This window comes from Enhygromyxa salina (assembly GCF_000737335.2).
Lineage (GTDB): Bacteria > Myxococcota_A > Polyangia > Nannocystales > Nannocystaceae > Plesiocystis > Plesiocystis salina_C.
Map to the genome: position 1 here is coordinate 69,910 of NZ_JMCC02000076.1, position 19,956 is coordinate 89,865.

General features: G+C 67.3%; 16 protein-coding genes and 1 pseudogene. 9 read left to right on the forward strand and 8 right to left on the reverse strand.

Annotation, left to right across the window (positions count from 1 at the left end; translation table 11 throughout):
• Positions 1-178 precede the first annotated feature (178 nt).
• Complete coding sequence (locus DB30_RS26830) at positions 179-1,117, forward strand: LamG domain-containing protein (protein ID WP_146660771.1); 939 nt, start codon at positions 179-181, stop codon at positions 1,115-1,117.
• A gap of 97 nt (positions 1,118-1,214) precedes the next feature.
• On the opposite strand, the gene DB30_RS26835 is transcribed toward DB30_RS26830, so the two are convergent.
• Both DB30_RS26835 and DB30_RS26840 read right to left on the reverse strand, forming a co-directional pair.
• A complete protein-coding gene (locus tag DB30_RS26835; RefSeq protein WP_052554097.1) occupies positions 1,215-3,602 on the reverse strand; it encodes an ankyrin repeat domain-containing protein in 2,388 nt (795 codons plus the stop codon).
• The gene (locus DB30_RS26840) at positions 3,595-4,641 is read right to left on the reverse strand and encodes a hypothetical protein (protein WP_146660773.1); all 1,047 of its coding nucleotides are present in this window, start codon (positions 4,639-4,641) and stop codon (positions 3,595-3,597) included. Before DB30_RS26840 ends, DB30_RS26835 begins: the two co-directional genes overlap by 8 nt.
• A 178-nt stretch (positions 4,642-4,819) precedes the next feature.
• Between DB30_RS26840 and DB30_RS26845 the strand changes: the two genes are divergently transcribed.
• Positions 4,820-6,736, forward strand: a complete 1,917-nt coding sequence (locus DB30_RS26845) for an ATP-binding domain-containing protein (protein WP_052554101.1) — start codon at positions 4,820-4,822, stop codon at positions 6,734-6,736.
• A gap of 16 nt (positions 6,737-6,752) precedes the next feature.
• Here the strand turns inward: DB30_RS26845 and DB30_RS41685 are convergent, their stop codons facing one another.
• On the reverse strand, positions 6,753-7,607 hold the full coding sequence (locus DB30_RS41685; protein ID WP_052554104.1) for a LamG domain-containing protein: 855 nt from the start codon (positions 7,605-7,607) through the stop codon (positions 6,753-6,755).
• Between the two features lie 526 nt (positions 7,608-8,133).
• Here DB30_RS41685 and DB30_RS26855 point away from each other — a divergent pair.
• Positions 8,134-8,778, forward strand: a complete 645-nt coding sequence (locus DB30_RS26855) for a DNA-binding protein (RefSeq protein ID WP_146660774.1) — start codon at positions 8,134-8,136, stop codon at positions 8,776-8,778.
• A 104-nt stretch (positions 8,779-8,882) separates the two neighbouring features.
• On the opposite strand, the gene DB30_RS26860 is transcribed toward DB30_RS26855, so the two are convergent.
• From DB30_RS26860 to DB30_RS26870, 3 genes are all read right to left on the reverse strand, one after another.
• Positions 8,883-9,620 carry an OmpA/MotB family protein gene (locus tag DB30_RS26860; protein ID WP_052554108.1) on the reverse strand — a complete coding sequence of 246 codons (738 nt, stop codon included), beginning with the start codon at positions 9,618-9,620 and terminating at the stop codon, positions 8,883-8,885.
• 200 nt (positions 9,621-9,820) lie between these two features.
• Positions 9,821-10,411, reverse strand: coding sequence for a TetR/AcrR family transcriptional regulator (locus DB30_RS26865; RefSeq protein WP_146660776.1), 591 nt, complete (start codon positions 10,409-10,411; stop codon positions 9,821-9,823).
• 12 nt (positions 10,412-10,423) lie between these two features.
• Positions 10,424-10,939 carry a hypothetical protein gene (locus tag DB30_RS26870; protein WP_052554113.1) on the reverse strand — a complete coding sequence of 172 codons (516 nt, stop codon included), beginning with the start codon at positions 10,937-10,939 and terminating at the stop codon, positions 10,424-10,426.
• A 178-nt stretch (positions 10,940-11,117) separates the two neighbouring features.
• Here DB30_RS26870 and DB30_RS26875 point away from each other — a divergent pair, with 178 nt between their 5' ends.
• The 3 genes from DB30_RS26875 to DB30_RS41690 all read left to right on the forward strand — a co-directional run bounded on the left by DB30_RS26875 (position 11,118) and on the right by DB30_RS41690 (position 16,439).
• Complete coding sequence (locus DB30_RS26875; protein ID WP_052554115.1) at positions 11,118-12,413, forward strand: cytochrome-c peroxidase; 1,296 nt, start codon at positions 11,118-11,120, stop codon at positions 12,411-12,413.
• A 795-nt stretch (positions 12,414-13,208) separates the two neighbouring features.
• Positions 13,209-15,692: a hybrid sensor histidine kinase/response regulator gene (locus DB30_RS26880; protein WP_146660778.1), complete on the forward strand. Its 2,484-nt coding sequence runs from the start codon at positions 13,209-13,211 to the stop codon at positions 15,690-15,692.
• Between the two features lie 117 nt (positions 15,693-15,809).
• Positions 15,810-16,439, forward strand: a complete 630-nt coding sequence (locus DB30_RS41690; protein ID WP_052554120.1) for a hypothetical protein — start codon at positions 15,810-15,812, stop codon at positions 16,437-16,439.
• 356 nt (positions 16,440-16,795) lie between these two features.
• Here DB30_RS41690 and DB30_RS26890 read toward each other — a convergent pair whose 3' ends face one another.
• A complete protein-coding gene (locus tag DB30_RS26890) occupies positions 16,796-17,314 on the reverse strand; it encodes a hypothetical protein (RefSeq protein WP_052554123.1) in 519 nt (172 codons plus the stop codon).
• A 450-nt stretch (positions 17,315-17,764) separates the two neighbouring features.
• On the opposite strand from DB30_RS26890, the pseudogene DB30_RS42485 reads away from it, so the two are divergent.
• Positions 17,765-17,896: pseudogene (locus tag DB30_RS42485) on the forward strand (biotin--[acetyl-CoA-carboxylase] ligase); the annotation flags it as partial.
• 71 nt (positions 17,897-17,967) lie between these two features.
• Here the strand turns inward: DB30_RS42485 and DB30_RS26895 are convergent.
• On the reverse strand, positions 17,968-18,669 hold the full coding sequence (locus DB30_RS26895) for a TetR/AcrR family transcriptional regulator (protein ID WP_052554125.1): 702 nt from the start codon (positions 18,667-18,669) through the stop codon (positions 17,968-17,970).
• A 125-nt stretch (positions 18,670-18,794) separates the two neighbouring features.
• Between DB30_RS26895 and DB30_RS26900 the strand changes: the two genes are divergently transcribed.
• Both DB30_RS26900 and DB30_RS26905 read left to right on the forward strand, forming a co-directional pair.
• A complete protein-coding gene (locus tag DB30_RS26900) occupies positions 18,795-19,658 on the forward strand; it encodes an NAD(P)H-binding protein (RefSeq protein ID WP_052554127.1) in 864 nt (287 codons plus the stop codon).
• A gap of 2 nt (positions 19,659-19,660) precedes the next feature.
• Positions 19,661-19,849 (forward strand): GreA/GreB family elongation factor, encoded by a 189-nt coding sequence (locus tag DB30_RS26905; RefSeq protein WP_052554129.1) that lies wholly within the window; start codon positions 19,661-19,663, stop codon positions 19,847-19,849.
• Positions 19,850-19,956 lie beyond the last annotated feature (107 nt).

The window sequence follows — 19,956 nt, forward strand, 5'->3', positions numbered from 1 at the left end:
CCGGACAATGAGGGCAGGGGTCGCGCGTATCCACAATTGATACGATTGTGCCCCTCCAGTAACCATCAGTTATCCCAACGGTCGGTGCCGCTCGTCACGCTCGGGACCGCCCACGACGTGATAATACCTACACTTTCGCGTGTAGATATTATTGGTGGACCCACTATTCTCCGCGCCCATGAATCGATTTGCAACACGTTTTGCGTATATGTCGGCGGCGCTCATTCTGGCGGCTTGCCGAACGGGCCCCGAGACCGCAACCGACTCGTCGACAGACACCTCCACAACCGGCGACGGCGACGGCGACGGCGACACCGGTGACGGCGACACCGGCGACGGCGACGGCGACGGCGACACCGGCGACGGCGATGGCGACACCGGTGACGGTGACGGCGACACCGGCGACGGTGACGGTGACGGTGACGGCGACCCCTTCCCGCCGCTCGCGGGCTATTGGGCCTTCAACGGCGACTCCACCGAAGGCAGCGGGACCAACATCGATCTGATGCCAATCGGCGATCCCGAGTACCTCGCCAGCGTCTCCCCCGGGCTTGGCACGGCGCTGACTCTCGATGGCGACGACGCAGCCGTGGGCGCCGATTTCGTGAAACTCAGCGGCGATGATGTGACGATCGTAGCTTGGGCGTACGCCGAAAGCCTCGAGGGCATCTGGAACACGATCGTCAAGAACTGGGGCCCCGGCACTTCGGGCCAGTTTCACATCGGCCTCGGCGAGGCCGATGAAGACATGTTCCAGTCCGTGCTCAACAACAACGAGTGGGCGACAGCTGAAGATCCCTTCCCATCCGGCGAGTGGGTCCACACCGCGGTCGTGCTGGACGCCATGGCGGGTGAGCACCGGCTCTACATCAACGGCGCGCTCGTGACGACCGTCGCCTATGCGGCTCCCCTCGACGTAGGTGAGTCGACTGGCCTCGGGGTTGGTGCCAAACCAAATGATGATGGTACCGGAGTCGCGGAGCAGGCCGAGGTCGGCTTCTGGAACGGCGGCATCGACGAGGTCGGAATGTACAATGCAGCCCTGACCCCCGAGCAGATCAGCACGATCTACCAAAATGGGCTGGACGGCATTCAGCTCGACGGCAGCAGCGAGTAAATAGGAACTCGCTCATCAGCCCCCGGGCTCGAGCTCGAACACGCGCAGTCTCATCTGGCGCGCGCGTTCGGGCTATTTTGTTGGGACGAGTTCGACGCTACACCCGCCTCGGTCGGCGCTCGCCTCGATCCTCGACGCCCGCGCGGCGCAGCTGTTGGCGCATGGCGAGATCGGGCGCCCGGCGGAGCAAGGGCCCGCATCGGTCAACGCGGGCTCCCGCCTCGAGCAGCGCCGCGACGAGCTTGGCGTTCCCCGCAGCGACGGCCAGCTCGAGCGGGCGCTGGCCGGGCGTGAGGTACAGCGATGGCCACTCTTTGGGATATGGGCGGTCGGGATCGGCTCCCGCCTCGAGCAGCGCGAGCGCTGCACTCACGGCTCCTCGATCGATCGCTCGGTCGAGCGCCCGGGCACCTTCATCGCCGCGCAGACCGAAGCGATCGTGGTCCGCGAGCGCCCGTAGGGTCGCGGACTCCAAGGTCAGCGGATCGAAGCCAGTGTGCGGCGCCCCTGCCTCGAGCAGCGCCTTGGTGATGGCGGCGCGAGCCTCCGCGACACCGCACGCACGCAGCACTGCGTCGAGCGGCCCTCGCCCCTGGTGGTCTCGAACCTCGACTGCGGCGCCGCGCGAGAGCAGCGTCCGGACCAGCTCGACGTGCCCCTTCGCCGCCGCGAGGTGCAGTGGTGTCTTGCCCTCGCCGTCCGTCCCGTCGATGTTCGCTCCTCGCTCGAGGGTGGCGACAACCGTGTCGTGGAGCCCCGCGCAGCTCGCCGCGTGGAGCGTGCGTGCAGGCGATCGTGTCACCGCCACCAGGATCGCAGCGAGCGCGTCGAGACCTTCGTGGATAGCGAGGACGAGCGGCGGCTCCAGGATGAGGACGTGTCCCTCGAACGAGAAGCCGGGTAGCCGCGCGTTGGGATCGGCGCCGCCTTCGAGCGCGAGCCGCAGGGCGTCGGCGTCGGCGGAGGTGAGCGCCGCGCGAAGGCCCGACGGATCGGGGAGCGCGACGAGCTCGGCCGCCGAAACTAGGCGCGCGGCCACCCGCAGCGATCCAAGGACCGGCGGCTCGTCGAGCTTCGCGCCGAGCTCGAGGAGGAGGTCCACGCCCTCACGATCGCCGTTCTGGACCGCCATGAAGAGCGCAAGCGCGGCGAATTCAGGCGTGGCCGCGACGCCGTGCCGCTCGAGCGCCCGCGCCTCGACCCACCGGTCTTCGTGGAGCGCCGCGTCCGTTGCGTTCCTCGGCTCGTCGAGCTCGAGCGCAACGTCCGGGTAGGACACGATCGCGAGCGGCCGGGCGCCCGCGCCGACCAGGCGATCGACGACGTCGACCCCGCGCGCGCGAAACAGCGGCTGAGCCTCCCAGACACGGAGATCGCCCGCTGCCCCGTCGGGATCAGCCCCGGCGTCGAGCAGGAGGCCCACCAGTTCCAGCCCGCCATGCTGTGCGGCACGGGTCAGCGCGCTCTGCTCGGCGCCCCCACCGGCGATCGCCACGGTGGCGTCGGGGTCCGCCCCATGCTCGAGCAGGCTCCGGGCGACCGCCACATCCCCCCGGTCGGCGGCGAGCCACAGGGCGCGGTCCAGCACAGCCTGGGTCGCCTCATCGAGGTCCTCGCCAGCGCGCTCACCGAGCAGCCTCGCCAAGCGCTCCTGCTCCTTCATCGCCACCGCCAGCGCGACCCGGCGCGACCACCCTTCGCTGAGCACCTCCGCCGCGAGCTCCACGACCTCGCTGGTGACGTGCGCCTTCAACCGACGGGCCACCGCGAGATGGCCGGACCTGGGGGCCCGCGGAGGGAAACCTCCATCGCGGTCGGTCAAGACTTCCGCGACGTCCGCGAAGACCTCGGGGAAGTGGGTGACGGTCAGGAGCGCGAGCCCGTCATCGTCTGAGAGTTCCACGCCCGCCTCGAGCAGGGCGTCCATCGCCTCGGCGGCCCCGGCTTCGACGGCGAAACGCATGGGGGTGTGCCCCGCGTGGGGCCCCTCCGACACCCGCCGACACGGATCGGCGCCCGCGCGGAGGAGCTGGACAACGCACGGGCTGCCTGTCCCGCAAGCCGCGTGCAGAGGTGTGCAACCACCGAGCAGCGCGTCCACGCCACGCAGCTCAATCGCCCGATCCACGACGTCGCGCAGCCCGCTCGCGGCGGCGGCATGCAAGACGCTCCGCTCCGAGCTCGCCCAACCGGCGTCCGCCCCGGCCTCGAGCAGCACCCTGGAGACCTCCTTCAGTCCCCGATCCGCGGACTCCCACAGCGGCGTGCGCAGCCCCTGCAGGTCCCACGCCGCTTCGGCGGGTGCGCCGAGTCGCAGCAGGACCTCGACCACGCGAGGATCGTCGGCGTTGGTCCGGAGCTCACACGCCACCGCCCACAGCAGGGCGCCCACGGATCCGATCGTCGGCTCGCGGTCGTCGAAGGCCTGCTCGATCGCGCCCGCGTCTCCCGACATCAGGGCGTGGAATCGGCGCGCGTCATTCATGCGGCATGTCGAGCTCGACCCACACCCGATCACGCCGGCCGGGCTCCTGGATAACCCACTGGAAGTGGCACACCACCTCGTCGTAAAAGCGCATCGCCAGCAGACGGCGACGCATCAGCGCGGTGGTGCTGAGGAACGCACAGCGGTAGGGCTTCAGCTGGTCCGCGTCGGGGTCGAAGGCGACCCCCTCCGGGACCTTGGTGACCAGCCGGATCTTGCGCTCGGGACGACCGAGGATCTTCGTCCAGGGCTTCCCGCGTTCGAGCGCCCAATAGTGCGCAGTATCCAGTTTGTAGGCGAACGCCACCAGCGATCCGCTCACCGCCTCGTCGATCGTGGCGCCCCGAAAGCTCGCAACCACGTCGCGCCCGCTCGACTTCGTCTGCACCTCGACCTTGCCGAGCCAGCTGCCCTCGATGCGCCGACGGATCCACGCGGGATCGATCGCGGCCGCGTCGAAGTGAGGGCCAGGATCGGGGCCGAGCGTCGGCGCGAGCAAGGACAGCTCGACTGAAGATCCGTGCGACAGCCCGAAGCAGCCGGCCCCGAGCAGCGCGCGTATGGTGTAGGCCGCCTCGTCTGCGCTGGCCGGTCGATCCGCTCGCAGGCTCCACGCCAGCAACTCGAAGCGCTCACGTTCCCAGCGCGGCCCGTTGACCCCTTGCTCGGGATCGATGAAGGGACTCGCCCACCCCATCAACTGGGCGGCGAGCCGGTAGTGCTCGAAGAACCCCCAACGCCGCACGGTCGGCGGCTGGTCCACCTCGAGCAGCTCGCTCCATGGATTGGGCTCACCCAGGATGTGGCAGGCGACGGCCAGCTCGTAGATGCTTGGGTAGGCCCGGAGCAGGCCATCGGTGCCGGCACGCTCCTGCGCGAGCTGTTCGACCAACCGATCCAGGAGGCGCTGATCGGACAGCAGGTCGAGCCCGGGGGGGCGGGCGAACGCGCCGAGGCGTACCGCCGTCGCTGTGGGGATGAGGCCCCTGTCGAAGTCTTGGCTGCCAAACTCGGCGCTAAAATCGGGCACAGGGTGCATCGCGCGGAAGCTATCGCGCGGGCCCGGTCACGTCTAGAGCGCCGATCAGCTTGGAGTCGCGTCGTCAGGTGCGTCTGGCGCAAACACGATGGCCTCGCGCCTCGCCCGATCCTAGCCCAGTCCGAGAAAAATCAATAGCTTGCGCAGCGGTGAGACGATCGGACATATCGGGCGTCGTATGAATCGAGACCTGACCGCTAGTGAACGTGAGCGCTGCGCGGCGATTGAACAGCAGTGCGCGGCGATCTGGGACAGACACCCGGCGGCGCGCTGCTACGCGTACCTGCGCGTGCGCACGCGTGGGAGCGAGCGAACGTTGATCCTTGGCGGCGAGTCGATCGTCGCCGGCCCGCTGGTGCTGCTGGACTGGGAGCAGGCGCCGCTCGCCGAGGTGTTCTTGGCCCACGAGGTCGGCGACGAGTACGAGCTCGAGCTCGACGCGGAGCGCAGCGTCGAGGGCGTCGTGCTCGAGCGGGCGATCTTGCGGACGCAGGCGCCCGCACAGCTGGTCGAGATCGACGACGGCCAGCACTGCCTGACGCGCGTGGGCGTGAACTGGACGGCTTCACCCACGCGCCTGCTCCCGGCGATGCCGCTGCGCGAGCCGGCCGCCCGGGCCCACACCCACGCGGCGATCGTGCTCGAGCTCGACGCGGATCAGCGCCGGGGCGTCGAGCTCGACCCGGCGCGATCGCTGCTGATCCTCGGTGAGGCGGGGTTCGGCAAGACCACCGTCGCGCTGCATCGCCTCGCTCACCTACGCACCTGCGCGCACGCAGCCGGGCGCCCGTTCACCGCTCTGGTCGTGGTTCCGACCCGCGGCCTCGCCCGCCTCGTCACGGCCCTGCTCGAGCGCCTTGGCGTCGAGGACGTGGAGGTGCGCGAGTTCAGCGACTGGGCCGCGATCCAGGGCCGGCGGGTGTTCGGGGATCTCCCGCGCAAGGACAGCTCGGACGCCCCGCCGGCCATCGCTCGGTTCAAGCGGCACCCGGCGTTGCGAGCGGTGCTCCCCGAGATCGTGCGCGGGACCGCGGCCATGCGCGAGGTCGAGGCCGGCTATCGCGACGACGAGACCGTGCGCACCGGTGAGCAGCTCTTGCACTTGTTTGGTGACCGAGCCCTGCTCGAGCAAGTCGCCGCCGCGTCCCACGGCCAGCTCGGCCCTCGCACGCTCGCGCAGGTGCTCGCCCACACCAAGGTGCAGTTCTCGCCTACGAGCGAGCGCGCCCTCGCCCACGTCGACGCCGATCGACTGCGCACCGTCGACGGTCGCGCCATCGACGAGGGCACGCCGCTACACGACGCGCAGAGCATCGACCCCGAGGACTTCGCGGTGTTGTTCGAGCTGCTGTACCTGCGCACTGGCGCGAGCTTGGGCCCCAAGGCCGCGCTGGCCCGCTACCACCACATCGTGCTCGACGAGGCGCAAGAGTTCGCCCCGATCGAGCTCGCGCTGGTCGGTCGCGCGCTCGCGCCCGGGGGCTCGATCACGATCGCTGGCGACGAGCACCAGCAGGTCGACGAGGGCGTCGTGTTCCCCGGTTGGTCCGCGCTGCTCACCGAGCTCGGGGTCAGCGAGCGCTGCGATCAGCTCGTGCTTCAGGCCAGCTACCGCTGCCCGCCGGTCATCGAGGCGTTCGCGCGGACCTTGTTCGCCAGCCTCCCCACGGGCGAGCTGCGCCGCGACGATCCAGCCCTGAGCGTCAGCCCCTGCGCCCACGAGCTCGAGCTCGTCAGCGTGCTGATCCACGCGCTGCTCGAGCTGCGCTTGCACGATCGCCAGGCCAGCGTGGCGGTGGTTTGCCGCCACGCGTCCTCGGGTCGACGCATGCACGCGCTGCTGAGCAAGGCGATGAGCTGCCGGCTGGTCCTCGACGGCGACTTTCGCTTTGGCCCCGGGATCAGCGTGACGTGTATCGACGAGATCAAGGGCCTGGAGTTCGACTATGTGATCCTGCCCGACGCCAGCGCGGTTAGCTACCCAGATACGCCGGAGGCCCGGCGCGCGCTCTATGTCGGCGTCACGCGGGCGGTCGCGCGACTGTGGCTGTTGTGGAGCGGCCGGCCCTCGCCCCTGATCCTACCGCCGCCGTAGCTCATCGCGTGTCTGCTCATGGCCCGGCGAGCGTCGCTATCTCTGCGCCGGTCAGCGCGCGATTGTAGATACGCACGTCATCAATCCGGCCCGAGCACTGCTGGTCGAACCCGGGGCTGTCGCTGCCGATCGCCATGGGCTCACTGTTGTCGGTGACCACCAAGCCGGTCATGTCGAGGGTAGCGACCTGTTCGCCGTTCACGTAGATCCGGCTGACCGCGCCGTCGTAGGTGCTGGCGATGTGGGTCCACTCCCCGAGCGGCAGCCACCGCGCCCCCGCCTCCGCCTGGAACGATCCGTCGGAGGTGGCCACGCGCCACACGAGACCAAAGTCCGCGTCATACATCGTGGCGTACTGCCCTGACTTGTCGACCCACGCAGCGCGCCCAGCCTGCGGAAAGCTCTCGGGTCGCACCCACATCGCCATCGTCAGGGCTTCGCTCACGTCGAGGCTCGAGCTATCCGGGACCTGCACGGCTTCACTCGTCGCGCAGTCCATGGCCATCCCCGTCACGCCTGGACCCAGACCCAACACCGTTGCGACGCCATGGTTGCCGTAGCCCGAGTCATCGACGAGCTGACCTCTGGCTTCGAACTGGTAGTGAGCGACCAGCGAAGCATCGGGCTGCGCGTCGCCATCTCCGTCTCCGTCTCCGTCTCCGTCTCCGTCTCCGTCTCCATCCCCGTCGCCATCTCCATCCCCATCCCCATCCCCATCCCCATCCCCATCCCCCGTGCTCTCGCTCTCCGTGTCGCTCACGAACAGAGGGTTGCGCTCGAAGATGCACCCGCTGAGCCCGAGCGAAACCATGCTCGTCAGCGCCAGACAGGAGCCAACACCGCACGCCTTCCCTGCAAACACGTCCAGCATCTGGACCTGAGTGTACGCAATAATTTCGGAGCCGAGCCAGCTGAATCCGCCGCACGTCGCTGCGCCCCCCGGCACATTGTGCGCCGTGTTCAGCGATGCGCCGCGAAGTAGCGATCGCGGGGCTCGACTTGCTCGAGGTCATCGGGCGTAGCCATCGCGCGCCTGCTCGGCCGGCCAATTACGCGCGTCGCCACGCTCGAGAACGAGCAAGAGTTCATTGACGCTGCTGCGGTCCACGCGACCGCGTCACAGATCGCACTTCTGACTAGAGACGACCCATTGAGCGACTCGCCGCGAATGCCCACACGGCAATGCGCAAATGCCCACACGGCGGCGCGTGAATGCGACGCCAAGGCCGAGGCCGCACTCGCTCGCAGGCCAGCCATGCGAGGGGATGGCTCAATTGCCGTCGTGAGTTGACGAGTATCATTCGTCATGTTTAACCGTGGCATTTGTCTACGCCGCCCACTACATTGCCCGCACTTCGGCGCCCAAGCACAGGCGCCTGACCACAAAGAAGCATCACATGCACGCAACATTACGTCGTCCCCTCCCGGCCATTGCGCTGGGTCTCACCCTATTTGGCAGTGCAGCCGTCGCGATCGCGGCGGGAGCGTCGATCCAAGACGCCCGCGAGGCCGCCGAGGACACGCCGGTCGTCGTCGAAGGCGTCGTCTCCGTGCCCTCGGGGACCTTCGCGCCCAACGATGAAGGTTTCGCCATTCAGGCCGGGAAAGTGGGCATCTACATTCACGACTCCATGGGCCAAACGCTCGAGCTTGGCCAAACCGTCACGGTCAGCGGCATCGTAGGCGACAGCTACGGGCAGGTCTATGGCGTGTATCCAGACTCCATTCAGGTGACCGGCACCCACCCCGTCCACCCCGCCAAACCAATGGACACCGGGGACATCAACGAGGATAGCGAGGGCCGCCTGGTCCGCGTGCGTGGCACGGTGATGGACGCCGTGTTCGACGACGCGCCCTACGGTTGGGTCTTCCACCTCGATGACGGTTCGGGCGAGACCACCGTGTTCATCTATACGGGCGCGGGCGTCGACGTGAGCGGCATCGAAGAGGGTGACGAGTTCGAGATCACCGGGTTCAGCGGGCAGTTCCTCGACCACTACGAGGTCAACCCGCGCTCGCAGTCCGACATCGTCGAGCGCTGAGTTCGTCGGGGGTTGCGGTCCGTCGTGCCTTGCTCGGCCACGAGCGAGGCACGACGGCTGCGCCCGCTTGCAGCGCGTCGTGTGCACCCGCGACGGGTGTTGCTCTACTCGTCCGTCTCGATGATCGGCGTCAGCTCGCTCAGATCCGGCAGCAGCACCAGCTCGATGCGCCGGTTCTTCACGCGCCCCTTCTTGGTGTTCCGGGCCACCGGGTCAAACTCGGCGTGGCCGGCGGCGCTGAGGTGCTCGGGCGTGACGCCCTTGTCGATCAAGAAGCGCGTGACCGTGAGGGCGCGCTCGGTCGAGAGCTGCCAGTTATCGGTCCACTTCGACTTCTTGGTCGGCTGATTGTCGGTATGGCCAGAGACCTGAATCCGCTGATCTTTCATGGTCGCGAGGGCGGCCCCGACACGATCGAGCGACTTGCGTCCCTTCTCCGACAGCTCGGCGTTGCCGACCGCAAACAGCACCTCCGAGGGCAGGGCGATCACGGGCAGTCCGTTGCGTATGTAGACCTCGAGATCCCCGGCGGCGATCAGCTCGGCGAGCTTTTCATTGAGCTGACGAAATGCCTCGAGCCGCTTCTCTACGGCTTCGCGTTGGCGGCGAAGCTCGGCCAGCTCGGCCTCCGTCGCGGCGAGCTGATCAGCTAGGGCGGCGTCGGCGTTGGCCCCGTTGGTGGAGAGCTGAGCCTGGCAAGCGGCGAGCTGCTCGGCGAGACCAGCGTGGGCCTTGCGGCTGGTGTCCAGATCCTTGAGCGCGCTGTCGTACTCGGCTTGTGCGACACAGCCCGCGAGCGACAACAACACGACGAGGGGGAGCGAAAAGCGAGACCGAAACATGGAATCAGGCTACGGCAATCTGGCGCCGCGTGGCGGACCGTCGAGCGGCGTAATTTGCGGAGCTATTTGTGTAGCGAAGCTAACCTGAGGGACACGTGGATCGTCGCGTATTCGATGAATTGCACCAAGCGCCCCCTCCGAGAGGTCTGTTGTCCGGTGGGTTGGCGCCCGGGATCGGCATCGCAGGGAACTCGACTAGGTCAAGTCGCCGCGGACCACGGGCCGCTGGCGGCGAGCGCAACGAGGTGCTCGACGACCATCGCGTGGGCGACCTCGGGATCGTTGGTGCCACAGATTGCGAGCAGCTCATCGTCGCTGTGAAACGCCAGGCGCATCGCCAGCAGCACAATCGTGTGGCCATAGAGCCGCGCCGCCGGACCGTAGGCCCGGTCCAGGCGAGCGAGGAAGGGCTCGAGGGACTGACGCCAGTTGGTGTCCGAGACGCTGCCCTCGCGCGCCGTCAAGAAAAACCGCGCTCGGACGAGCTCGCGGTTGTCGCGGCACAGCTCGTAGTACTCCGTCAGGAGCTGGTCGAGCGTGCTCTTGCCCGCGAAGAAAGGGTGGGTCGAGAGCAGCTGCCACGATTGCTGCTGGAACGGCTCGATGGCCGCGTCGAGCAGATGCTGGACCGTTGGGTAGTAGTGGGTCACGGTCCCCGGCGAGAGGCCCGCGCGCTCGGCCACGTTGCGAATGCGCAGGCCGTTGATCCCCCGCTGCTCGAGCTCCTCGATCGTCGCCGCGAGGATCTGATCGAGGGTGTGGGGCTTGTCCATGGAAGCGCCAGCGGGCATGCCCGCCAGAGCTTACTCGAAATGGGCGGCGCAGTTGGGCGCGCTCGGGTCGGTCATGCAAGGCTCGTTCGAGTCCATGTTGCCGCTGGCGCCCTGGTTCGACTGCGGCTCGACGTTGAAGGTCCCAACGTAGGGCGTCTGCTTGGTCGACGCCGTGTTGGCGTACTTCTTCAGCATCCGCGTGTCGGTGCGCGGGGGCGCGTAGCGGTGCCACTTGCCAGAGCCGCCGACGGTCTTCGAGCCCGGGCACAAGTTTGGCGGCATGAAGTGGTCGTCGGCGGCGGCCCGCATGTCGTCTCCGCAGCTGGGGTTGAGCTGAATGTTGTGCTTGGTGGTCTCCCACATGCTGCTGACGTCGGCGCCGCCGGTCGATTGGTAGACGCAGTGATCGTGAATCAAGCAGCCGACGCCCCACCCGCCGCCGCCACCGATCCACTTCGGGGCATCCCCGCAGCCGGGCCCGCACCGGCCGTTGCACGGATAGGCGGCGAGAGCCTCGATGCTGCTGGTGTCCGCCGACAAGCGCACGCTCTTCCGCTCCGCAAGTTCACCGCCTGCTCGCCTGCGCGTCGCGCAAAGTTCTCTTGTCGCATCGGATACACATTCCAGAGCTCATTGCTAAAGTGATTTCTACTAGCTCACATTGCCCTGGACCCCATGCATGCGCCACGCAATCTGCACTATCATATTGTCATCTCTCGTGTCGATGCAAGACGGATGCGAAGGGACATCGAGCAGAACCTCGGACACGACATCGCTGCCCGCAGAGGATCAGCTCCGAGGAAACCCCAATGTCCTCTCGATCGAGGAGCTGGGCGAAGCGATCTTCTTCGATGAGGATCTGTCGGTGAACTTCAATCAAGCCTGCGCGGACTGTCATGGCCCCGAAGCCGGATATACCGGCCCAGAGCTGCTCCCCAACCTCTCCGGCGGCATTTACGAGGGGTCGGTTCACGGTCGCCATGGCGGTAGAAGGGCCCCTAGCTCGGCCTACAACTCGTTCGCGCCGGTCCTCTCGTGGGATGGCCAACAGTTCGTCGGCGGCACCTTCTGGGATGGTCGGGCGACGGGCTGGAGGCTCGGGGATCCGGCGGCGGAGCAGGCCCAAGCACCGTTCCTCAATCCAGTGGAACAGGCTCTCGCTGACGGCTCGATCGTGGTCGACCGGGTCTGCGACGCATCGTACAAGTTCGCGTTCAAGTGGTTGTGGGGCGCCGTGGCGTGCAAAAAGGCCAACAGCGCCCTTGGCTTCGACAGCGTGGCGTTTTCCATCGCCGCGTTCGAGACTTCGCCGTTGTCCAGCCCGTTCTCGTCCAAATACGACGCCTACCTCAGAGGCGACACGACGTTGAGCTCGATCGAGGCGGAGGGCCTCGCGCTATTCGAGGGCAAGGCCCTGTGTTTCGCGTGTCACACTCTCGGCGGCGCTTCGCCGCTGTTCACCGACTTTACATACGACAACCTGGGCGTGCCTCGCAATCGCAACAATCCGTTCTATCGAATGGATGGCGTCGAGGTGGATGGTCAACCCATCAACCCGCTCGGCTTCGGCTGGGTCGACTTCGGACTCAGCCAAACTATCGCTGGGCTCGCCAACGACGACAGCTGGCGGGTCCTCCCGGACGCCCCAGACTCGATGACGCAGCTCTCCGACGCGGCGCTCTTGCTGCTCGCGGAGGAGTCCCGGGGCAAGCAGAAGGTCCCAACCTTGCGCAACGTCGATCTGCGGCCGTACCCCTCGTTCGACAAGAGCTACATGCACAACGGCTACTTCAGGACCCTCGAAGGAGTCGTCCACTTCTACAACACCCGCGACGTGCTCCCGACCTGCGCGGGTGACTTCACAGAGGCCGAGGCCTTGGCTCTGGACTGCTGGCCGCCGCCCGAGGTGAGCGAGAACGTGAACGAGACCGAGATGGGTGATCTCGGCCTTTCCCCGAGCGAGGAGGCCGCGGTCGTCGCCTTCCTTGGGACCCTGTCGGACGGGTTCGTGGTCGAGTAGGCGCCGCGCGGCCGACAGCGACGCCAGCCCGACCACCTGCGGTTTGAGCACAGCGGCTCGACGTTGAAGGTCCCGACGTAGGGCGTCTGCTTGGGCGACGCCGTGTTGGCGTACTTCTTCAGCATCCGCGTGTCGGTGCGCGGGGGCGCGTAGCGGTGCCACTTGCCAGAGCCGCCGACGGTCTTCGAGCCCGGGCACAAGTTTGGCGGCATGAAGTGGTCGTCGGCGGCGGCCCGCATGTCGTCTCCGCAGCTGGGGTTGAGCTGAATGTTGTGCTTGGTGGTCTCCCACATGCTGCTGACGTCGGCGCCGCCGGTCGATTGGTAGACGCAGTGATCGTGAATCAAGCAGCCGACGCCCCACCCCGGAGCGCGAAGCCTTCGGCGCTCGTCGAGGCGGCCGGACTCGGGGTCGCTTCCGCGCGTCCATTCGGGACCACGACGAAGGGCAGGGTGAGGACAATCCCAGAGAGGCGGGTGAGCGCGACGTGGCTGGCTTTTATCGCGCTCAGCTTAGTCAGCTCCACCACGGGCTGCGGAACTTGTGTCGTACCGCGTCCGAAGCCTGGCGCACGCCTGCGCGATCGAACATCCATGACGAGGACAGGTGTTCAATTAGTTGCGAGAGCCTGCTGTGGTCATCTGGCGAGAGGACTCGAACGAGCGCCCATCCGGCGCTCTAGTCGCCGTTCCCCCCTTGCTCGGACGCCCAGCGAAGTTGCGACCCCACCGAATATCAGCTACGACCAGGCGCGAGTTAAACTTGAACAAAGACGCTCCATCGACAGGCCCGCTCGTGAATGCCAGTGAGATGGAGGTGTTCTTCGAGTCCAACCCGCTCGGCATGGCGCGGATCGAGCCCGATGGGCGATTGATCGGGGTGAACGCGGCCCTGTGCACCATGCTCGGATACTCTCGGGACGAGCTGCTCGGGCGCAGGATCGCGGATGTCACTCACCCGGATGACATCGCAGCCGCAACGGCAACCAGCCACGCGGCGGCAGATCACATGCTCGCGCAGACGCAAGGAGCGGCCAGCGTCGAGAAGCGCTACGTCCGCAAGTCTGGCGCCATCCTGCATGCGCTGGTCAGCACGACGCCGATCCGAACGGAGCAGGGCGACCCGACCTACTTGCTCGCCCAGATCATCGACGTCAGCGAACAGCGGCGGCACCGGGAGATCCAAGAAGCCCACGCCCACGTGCTCGAGATGGTCGCAATGCACGAACCGCTGTCCAATGTCCTCGGCGAGATCGTGGCGCGGGCCGAGGCCGTGAACCCAGACGTGCGCGCCTCGGTGCTGCTGGTGTCCCCCGACAAGCGCACGCTCCACCAGGGCGCCGCACCGAGCCTGCCACCGGCCTACAACGCGAAGCTCGAGGGTCTCGTGATCGGTCCAGGCGTGGGCAGCTGCGGGACGGCGGCGGCAACGGGCAAGCGGGTGGTCGTCGAGGACGTCAACCACCACCCCTACTGGGCGGCACACCAGGCGTTGGTGCAGCTCGGCGCGTTCGGGGCGTGCTGGTCCGAGCCGATCCTCGACGCCAACGACGAGGTGCTGGGCACCTTCGCCATGTACTACCGGGAGCCGCGTGCGCCAGAGGACACCGACCTCGAGTACATTCGGGCGACGGCGCGGCTGGCCGGCATCGCCATCTCTCGCAGGCTCGCCGAGGACGCCCTGAGCCAGAGCGAGGCCCGACTCCGCACCGTGATCGAGAACGCTCCAGAGGCGCTGGTCCTGATGGACGTGCACGCGGGGCGCTTCGTCGACGCCAACGAGAACGCCCTGCTGCTGTTCGGGCTGTCCATGGAGGAGCTGCGGGCGAGCAACCTCGACGACTTGAGCCCGGCCCTGCAACCCAGCGGCCGCCAGTCGCCCGAGGCCCTCGCCGATCTCGTCGAGCTCGCGGTACGCGGCGCAAAGCCGACCGTTGATTGGGTCTACCTGAACCGCAGCCGGGAGGTCTCATGCAAGATGCGCCTGGTTCGGCTGCCCTCGTCGGAAGGGCTGATCGTCCGGCTCAGCATCATGGACTGCACCCAGGAGAACGAGCTGCAAGAGCAGCTCCGCCAGGCCCAAAAGATGGAGGCGATCGGCCAGCTCGCTGGCGGTGTCGCGCATGACTTCAACAACATCCTCGCGGGCATCATGGGCTACGCGGAGCTCTTGAAGATGTCGCTGAACGCCGACGCCGATCATCCTCGTCATGCTGATCACGATCATGATGACGAGGATGACGTCGACCTGATAAACCAGATCATTCAGGCAAGCGAGCGGGCCGCTGACCTCACCAAGCAGCTGCTCGCGTTCTCGCGCAAGGGACGGACGAAGTCGATCCCGGTCGATCTCCACGCGCTGATCGCCGAGGTCATCTTGCTGCTGTCCCGGACTATCGACAAGCGCATCCAGATCACGACGGAGCTGCGCGCCGACGAGGCGACCGTGCTCGGCGACCCCTCGCAGCTGCATCACGCCCTGCTCAACCTCGGCCTCAACGCTCGCGACGCGATGCCCAATGGCGGTCGGATCATCATTCGCACCCGCAACCTGAGTCTGGACGAGGTCTACCGCCGGGCCCGTGCCCAGCAGATCACGCCCGGACAACACGTCGAACTCGAGGTGCTCGACACCGGCGTTGGCATGAGCCCCGAGATCCAACAACGCATCTTCGAGCCCTTCTTCTCGACCAAGGCCCCCGGCAAGGGCACGGGGCTGGGGCTCGCCGGGGTCTACGGCACGGTCCAGAGCCACGGGGGGCAGATCCTCGTCGACAGCGAGCCGGACAAGGGCACCAGCTTCACCATGCTGTTCCCCACGGTGCCAGAGAGCGCCGTCCAGCAGCCGCTCCCAGACAGCCCGCGGGTGAGGGGTCACGGCCACATCCTGATCGTCGATGACGACGAGATGGTGCTCGTGTTCGCCGCCAAGTTTTTGCGGGGGCTCGGCTACATGGTCACCACCTGCTCGGACGGGGTCGCAGCGGTCGCGCTGTTCGAGCGACGCACGCAGGACTTTGATCTGGTCATTCTCGATCTGATCATGCCAAAGCTCAACGGCCTCGACACCTACCGCCGCCTCGAGCAGCTGTGCCCCAACGTCCGCGTGCTCGTGACCTCGGGCTATAGCTGCGACCACGCCGTCGAGACAATGCTCGAACAAGACGGGTTGGCCTTTCTCCCCAAGCCCTTCCGCTTGGAACAGCTCGCAACAGCGGTCGCCCGCGCCTGTGGGGCCGCGCCGCCGCTCGCGATGCTAGCGTCCGCGACGGACGCTTGAAGCCGGCCAGCTGAGCCACACAGCGGCGAAGAGCGTCATACCGCGTGACACCTGCTCACGAGGCGCACCGTTGACATAGCGAGTCAACCGCCGCCCGAGCCCGTGGTACACGGTTGCGTGCGAATCTCCACCTTCACGCTCACCGCTGTGGCTTCGTTGGCGGCGTTGGCCGGATGCAAGACGCCCGCGCCCAAGACGACGCCGCCCGAGCAGCAAGTAAAAGCTGACGCCGCGAAGCCGGGTAGCGACACGCGAGAGCAGGACGAGCCCGAGCCCAGCAGCGAGCCCGAGCCCGAGCCCAGCGGCGAGCCCGAGCCCAGCGACGAGCCCGAGCCCAGCGACGAGCCCGAGGACAACCGCACCGCCTACGAGGTCGTGTTCGCCGGTCCGCTCGGCGCTGGCGGTTGGCGCTGTCGCGCGGCGGATGACTCCGTGGCCTTGACCGGTTGGTTGTACGCGGGGGGCCCCATGCCCCCACCGGAGATGGCCGTGAGCGGCTGGACGCTGTGGATCGAGGGCGAGGCCGTTGCCAGCCGCCAGGAGACAATGGACGGGACCACGACTGGCGCTCCGCTGCGTCGACGGTCGGTGTCAACCAAGAGCCAGGGCGGGCCCGTGCGGGTGAACGACCCCTGGACCGAGAAGATCATCATCGATCGTGAAGACGGCGAGCCGCTGATCGATGACATCCGCGTGCTCCGGGTCACCGTGGACTGCGAGCGCAGCAGCCCAGCGCCGATGCCATGAGCGGCCGCGTCGAGTCTTCGGCAACCTTTGGATCAACTCATAGCCAACGCCAACCAATTCCTGCGATCGGCTCGCCAACCAAGCTCGGACCGACCTCCAAGCCAAAGACGGGCGATCACCCAGGGATAGGCCACAAACGAGCGGCCACCGCAATCCCCTCCCTGCTCCTCAGTTTCGCCCATGATGCACCCCGTCCCCCTCACCACTGGCGCACGGGCACCTCCTCGTCGACGAGATGAGCCGCGACGTCGGACATGCGCCGGCCGAGCCGGAGTCGCGCGCCGCCCAGCCGCCGGGTTCGCAAGCTCGGTTCGCAAGCTGGCCTCTGCGCTGACCTGGGCCGTCGCTCCGCACTGCTACGCGTCGTGCCACCGCGGCCCGCCGAGCAACCACAACGCGCTGGCGGCGAAGTACATGGCGAAGGGCAGCGCGAACCCTCCGATCCACATTGCGCCACTGAATACGCCGATCAGCACTGCGATGGCCGCGTAGGTCGTCGCCGAGAACGAGGCGGCCATGAGCGGCCACCCACGACGACGCGCCGTATGAGTCGATGCGGATAGCGCCAGAGCGAACAGGACCACCGCGAGCATGAAAACAGGTTGAAGCGACACGCCGTCTTGGTCGGCCGGCAGGACGAGCGGGTAATAACTGCAGGTGCCCAGGACGATTGCGGTACCGTGCACATACCGGGCGGCACGGCTGAGCATCTTGGCAGCGACGTGCCCTTCTTGGCGCCTCGTGAAGCGGTCACCAATCCAGTGGCCGAGACCGAAGGCGAGCGGAGCGGCCAGCCAGGCCACAACGATGCCAGGCGTCACCAGGAACAGGGGTGCCAAGAGCAATCCCACGAGGCCGGCGGACCAGAAGAGCATCAAGCACCCTGCGAGCAGACACACCGCCCCATAGACAACGATCGCCCGATGGCTTAGTCGAACCCAAGGAGGGGCGGAAGCTAAGTCAGGCATTTGGGCAATTCGACACCGGCCGGCCCTCGATCCCGCGGAGCAGATAGGTAAACTTCAGCGGTTCGCGGTCCAGCACAGCGTCGCACCGAGTGTGCATGTTTGTCTACGGGTTCGCCGTACCTCGGTGAGCCGCCACGCAAATCTGGGACTCGGACGTCGCCGTTCAAGCCCACCACCGACACAATCACGGCGAAGGTGGACCCCATCCTGGACGGGTTGGTGCCAATCTCAGTGCAGGGACCATGAGTGACACTGAACACGACCAACAGGTCCACGTCTCGTTTGCGTCCGAGCGCGACGACAATGCCACCTGGCATGTCACGGGCATGGCCCTGAGGCGCCGGCGCCCAGACGGCAGGGCGCGGGCGGCTTGGCCGGCCGTGGTCGCCGCCGGGCCAAGACATCTACGCGAGCGTGGTGCTGCGACCGGGCGCCCCCTCGGCCGCGTTTGGCTCGCTGGGCCCTGGCCGTGGGCGTTGGGCTGTGTGAGGGCCTGAGCGCAGTGTTTGGTGATCAGCTCCCCGAGCTCGCCCTCGAGTGATGACGCATGACGCCTCGAGTTACGCGTTGGCGATCCGCTCGAGCAGCTCCTCGAGCAGGTGCCGCTCGCCGCTGGTGAGCACGGTGCTCTGGTCGAGGGAAGCCCGCAGCGCCGTCGCAGCTCCGCTCGGTCCCGGCTGCGCGGGTGCGACCGCCTCTGTGGTGATCGCAGCCACGACTGCCTCGCGCGCGACCTCCGACAGGCCACAGTCGCGCTGCTCGTCCGGCTGGCCGAGCAGCGCGAGCACAGTTCCGGTGCCCACCGCGTGCAGCAGTGCGACCGCCCGCTGCTCGCTGACGCGCAGGCGTCCCGCGAGCGCGATCCTCCGGACCCGCCCCCGCAGCAGCTCCAACCCAGCCGCGACTGCGGCGGACGCTGGGCGCTGATCCGGACCGCCGCTCATGATCGCGAACAGCCCGGGATGGCCCAGTCCGAACGCGACGTGCATGTCCCAGCCGTCGCGCAGGTCCTGCACCGGATCAGGATGGGGCCTGCGCGCGGCCTTCTGCGTCATGTAGGCGGCCATCTCGTATTCGGCGACCGCGTCGAGCAGCCCGCGCTTGTCGCCGAACAGGCGGTAGATCGTGGGGGCCTGTACAGCAGCAGCAGCGGCGACCGCACGAGTGGTCGCCGCGTCGCGCCCACCGGAGGCGATCAGGCCGGCGGCGGCCACGATGATGCGCGCACGGGTATCGTCCGCGATCGGGCTCAGCTCGGTCATCACGGGCAATATACCGCCAAGCCTTTCCAGCGATAGTCTTGGCTTGTTAGCGGTGATAATCAATGATATCTTCAGGATGTTATCGGTGATAACGACCCACAACCCATCGCAAGAGACTCATCCGCATGATCATCGTCACAGGAGCAACTGGCCAGCTCGGCCGCGCGATCGTCAAACAGCTCGTTGGGCGCGTGCCCGCAGACCAGGTGGGGATCAGCGTCCGCGATCCGGCGAAGGCCGCCGACTTGGAGCCGCTCGGCGTCCGGGTCCGCCGCGGCGACTTCACGGAACCCGACAGCCTGCGGCACGCCTTCGAGGGTGCCAAACAAGTGCTGCTCGTCTCATCCAACGCGCGCGCGTCCGGGGGCGACACACTCGCCCAGCACCGCGCAGCGATCGAGGCGGCGCGCGCCGTCGGGGTGGGACGGATCGTCTACACCAGCCAAATGGCCGCGAGCGCCTCGTCGAAGTTTCCGCCGGCGCTCGACCACGCGGCGACTGAAGCGATGCTGCGCGATTCTGGGCTCGAGTGGACCGCGCTCCGGCACGGCTTCTACGGGGCGAGCGGCCTCATGATGATGGCCGAAGGGATCGAGAGCGGCGTGGTCGAGGCGCCGGAGGACGGCAAGATCGCGTGGACGGCCCACGCCGACCTTGCCGAGGCCGACGCGATCATTCTCGTGAATCCGGGCCGATTCGACGGACCGACGCCGCCGCTCACCGCAGCGGAGGCGCTCGACCTCGCTGATCTGGCCGCCCTCGCGTCGGCGCTGCTGGGGCGCTCGATTGTGCGCAAGTTCGTCTCCGATGATGACATGCGGACGAAGCTGGCGACGCGCGGAGCACCGTCACATACTGCAGACTTGGTGATGGGGCTCTACATGGCCAGCCGAGCGAGCGAATTCACAACTGTCGACCCGACTCTCGAGCAAATGATCGGTCGTCGGCCGATTGAGATGGGGGCGCTGATCGAGGCGGGCTTCGGCTGACGATGAGGGAGCCGATATCACATGGAAACGCGACGACCGGCGAACAGCACGACGTGACCCTGGTGTACCCGCGCCAGGCCGAATTCGCGGACGGCAAGCTGTCGATCCTCGCACCCATCGGGGCCACGCTGCTGGGGCTCCGGGCCCAGAAGCCGCGGGTGATTTCGATCTGTAGGAAGCAAAGGGTGTGACCGGGCGCCTGTCACCAGGCGCCCTCGGAGCAACAACTAAACCCTCAGCGAGCTACATGAAGGCCAACCCCCAGCCGTTGCCGTTGCTCATGGTGACGTCCTGGACG

Bases quoted from the DNA above. Each gene is read 5' to 3' on its own strand.
- DB30_RS26865 (WP_146660776.1), bottom strand. From the start codon at position 10,411: ATGCCCGCTGGCGCTTCCATGGACAAGCCCCACACCCTCGATCAGATC.
- DB30_RS26845 (WP_052554101.1), top strand. From the start codon at position 4,820: ATGAATCGAGACCTGACCGCTAGTGAACGTGAGCGCTGCGCGGCGATT.
- DB30_RS26840 (WP_146660773.1), bottom strand. From the start codon at position 4,641: ATGCACCCTGTGCCCGATTTTAGCGCCGAGTTTGGCAGCCAAGACTTC.
- DB30_RS26830 (WP_146660771.1), top strand. From the start codon at position 179: ATGAATCGATTTGCAACACGTTTTGCGTATATGTCGGCGGCGCTCATT.
- DB30_RS26890 (WP_052554123.1), bottom strand. From the start codon at position 17,314: ATGCTCTTCTGGTCCGCCGGCCTCGTGGGATTGCTCTTGGCACCCCTG.
- DB30_RS26900 (WP_052554127.1), top strand. From the start codon at position 18,795: ATGATCATCGTCACAGGAGCAACTGGCCAGCTCGGCCGCGCGATCGTC.
- DB30_RS26835 (WP_052554097.1), bottom strand. From the start codon at position 3,602: ATGAATGACGCGCGCCGATTCCACGCCCTGATGTCGGGAGACGCGGGC.
- DB30_RS26905 (WP_052554129.1), top strand. From the start codon at position 19,661: ATGAGGGAGCCGATATCACATGGAAACGCGACGACCGGCGAACAGCAC.
- DB30_RS26875 (WP_052554115.1), top strand. From the start codon at position 11,118: ATGCAAGACGGATGCGAAGGGACATCGAGCAGAACCTCGGACACGACA.
- DB30_RS26855 (WP_146660774.1), top strand. From the start codon at position 8,134: ATGCACGCAACATTACGTCGTCCCCTCCCGGCCATTGCGCTGGGTCTC.
- DB30_RS26895 (WP_052554125.1), bottom strand. From the start codon at position 18,669: ATGACCGAGCTGAGCCCGATCGCGGACGATACCCGTGCGCGCATCATC.
- DB30_RS26860 (WP_052554108.1), bottom strand. From the start codon at position 9,620: ATGTTTCGGTCTCGCTTTTCGCTCCCCCTCGTCGTGTTGTTGTCGCTC.
- DB30_RS41685 (WP_052554104.1), bottom strand. From the start codon at position 7,607: ATGCTGGACGTGTTTGCAGGGAAGGCGTGCGGTGTTGGCTCCTGTCTG.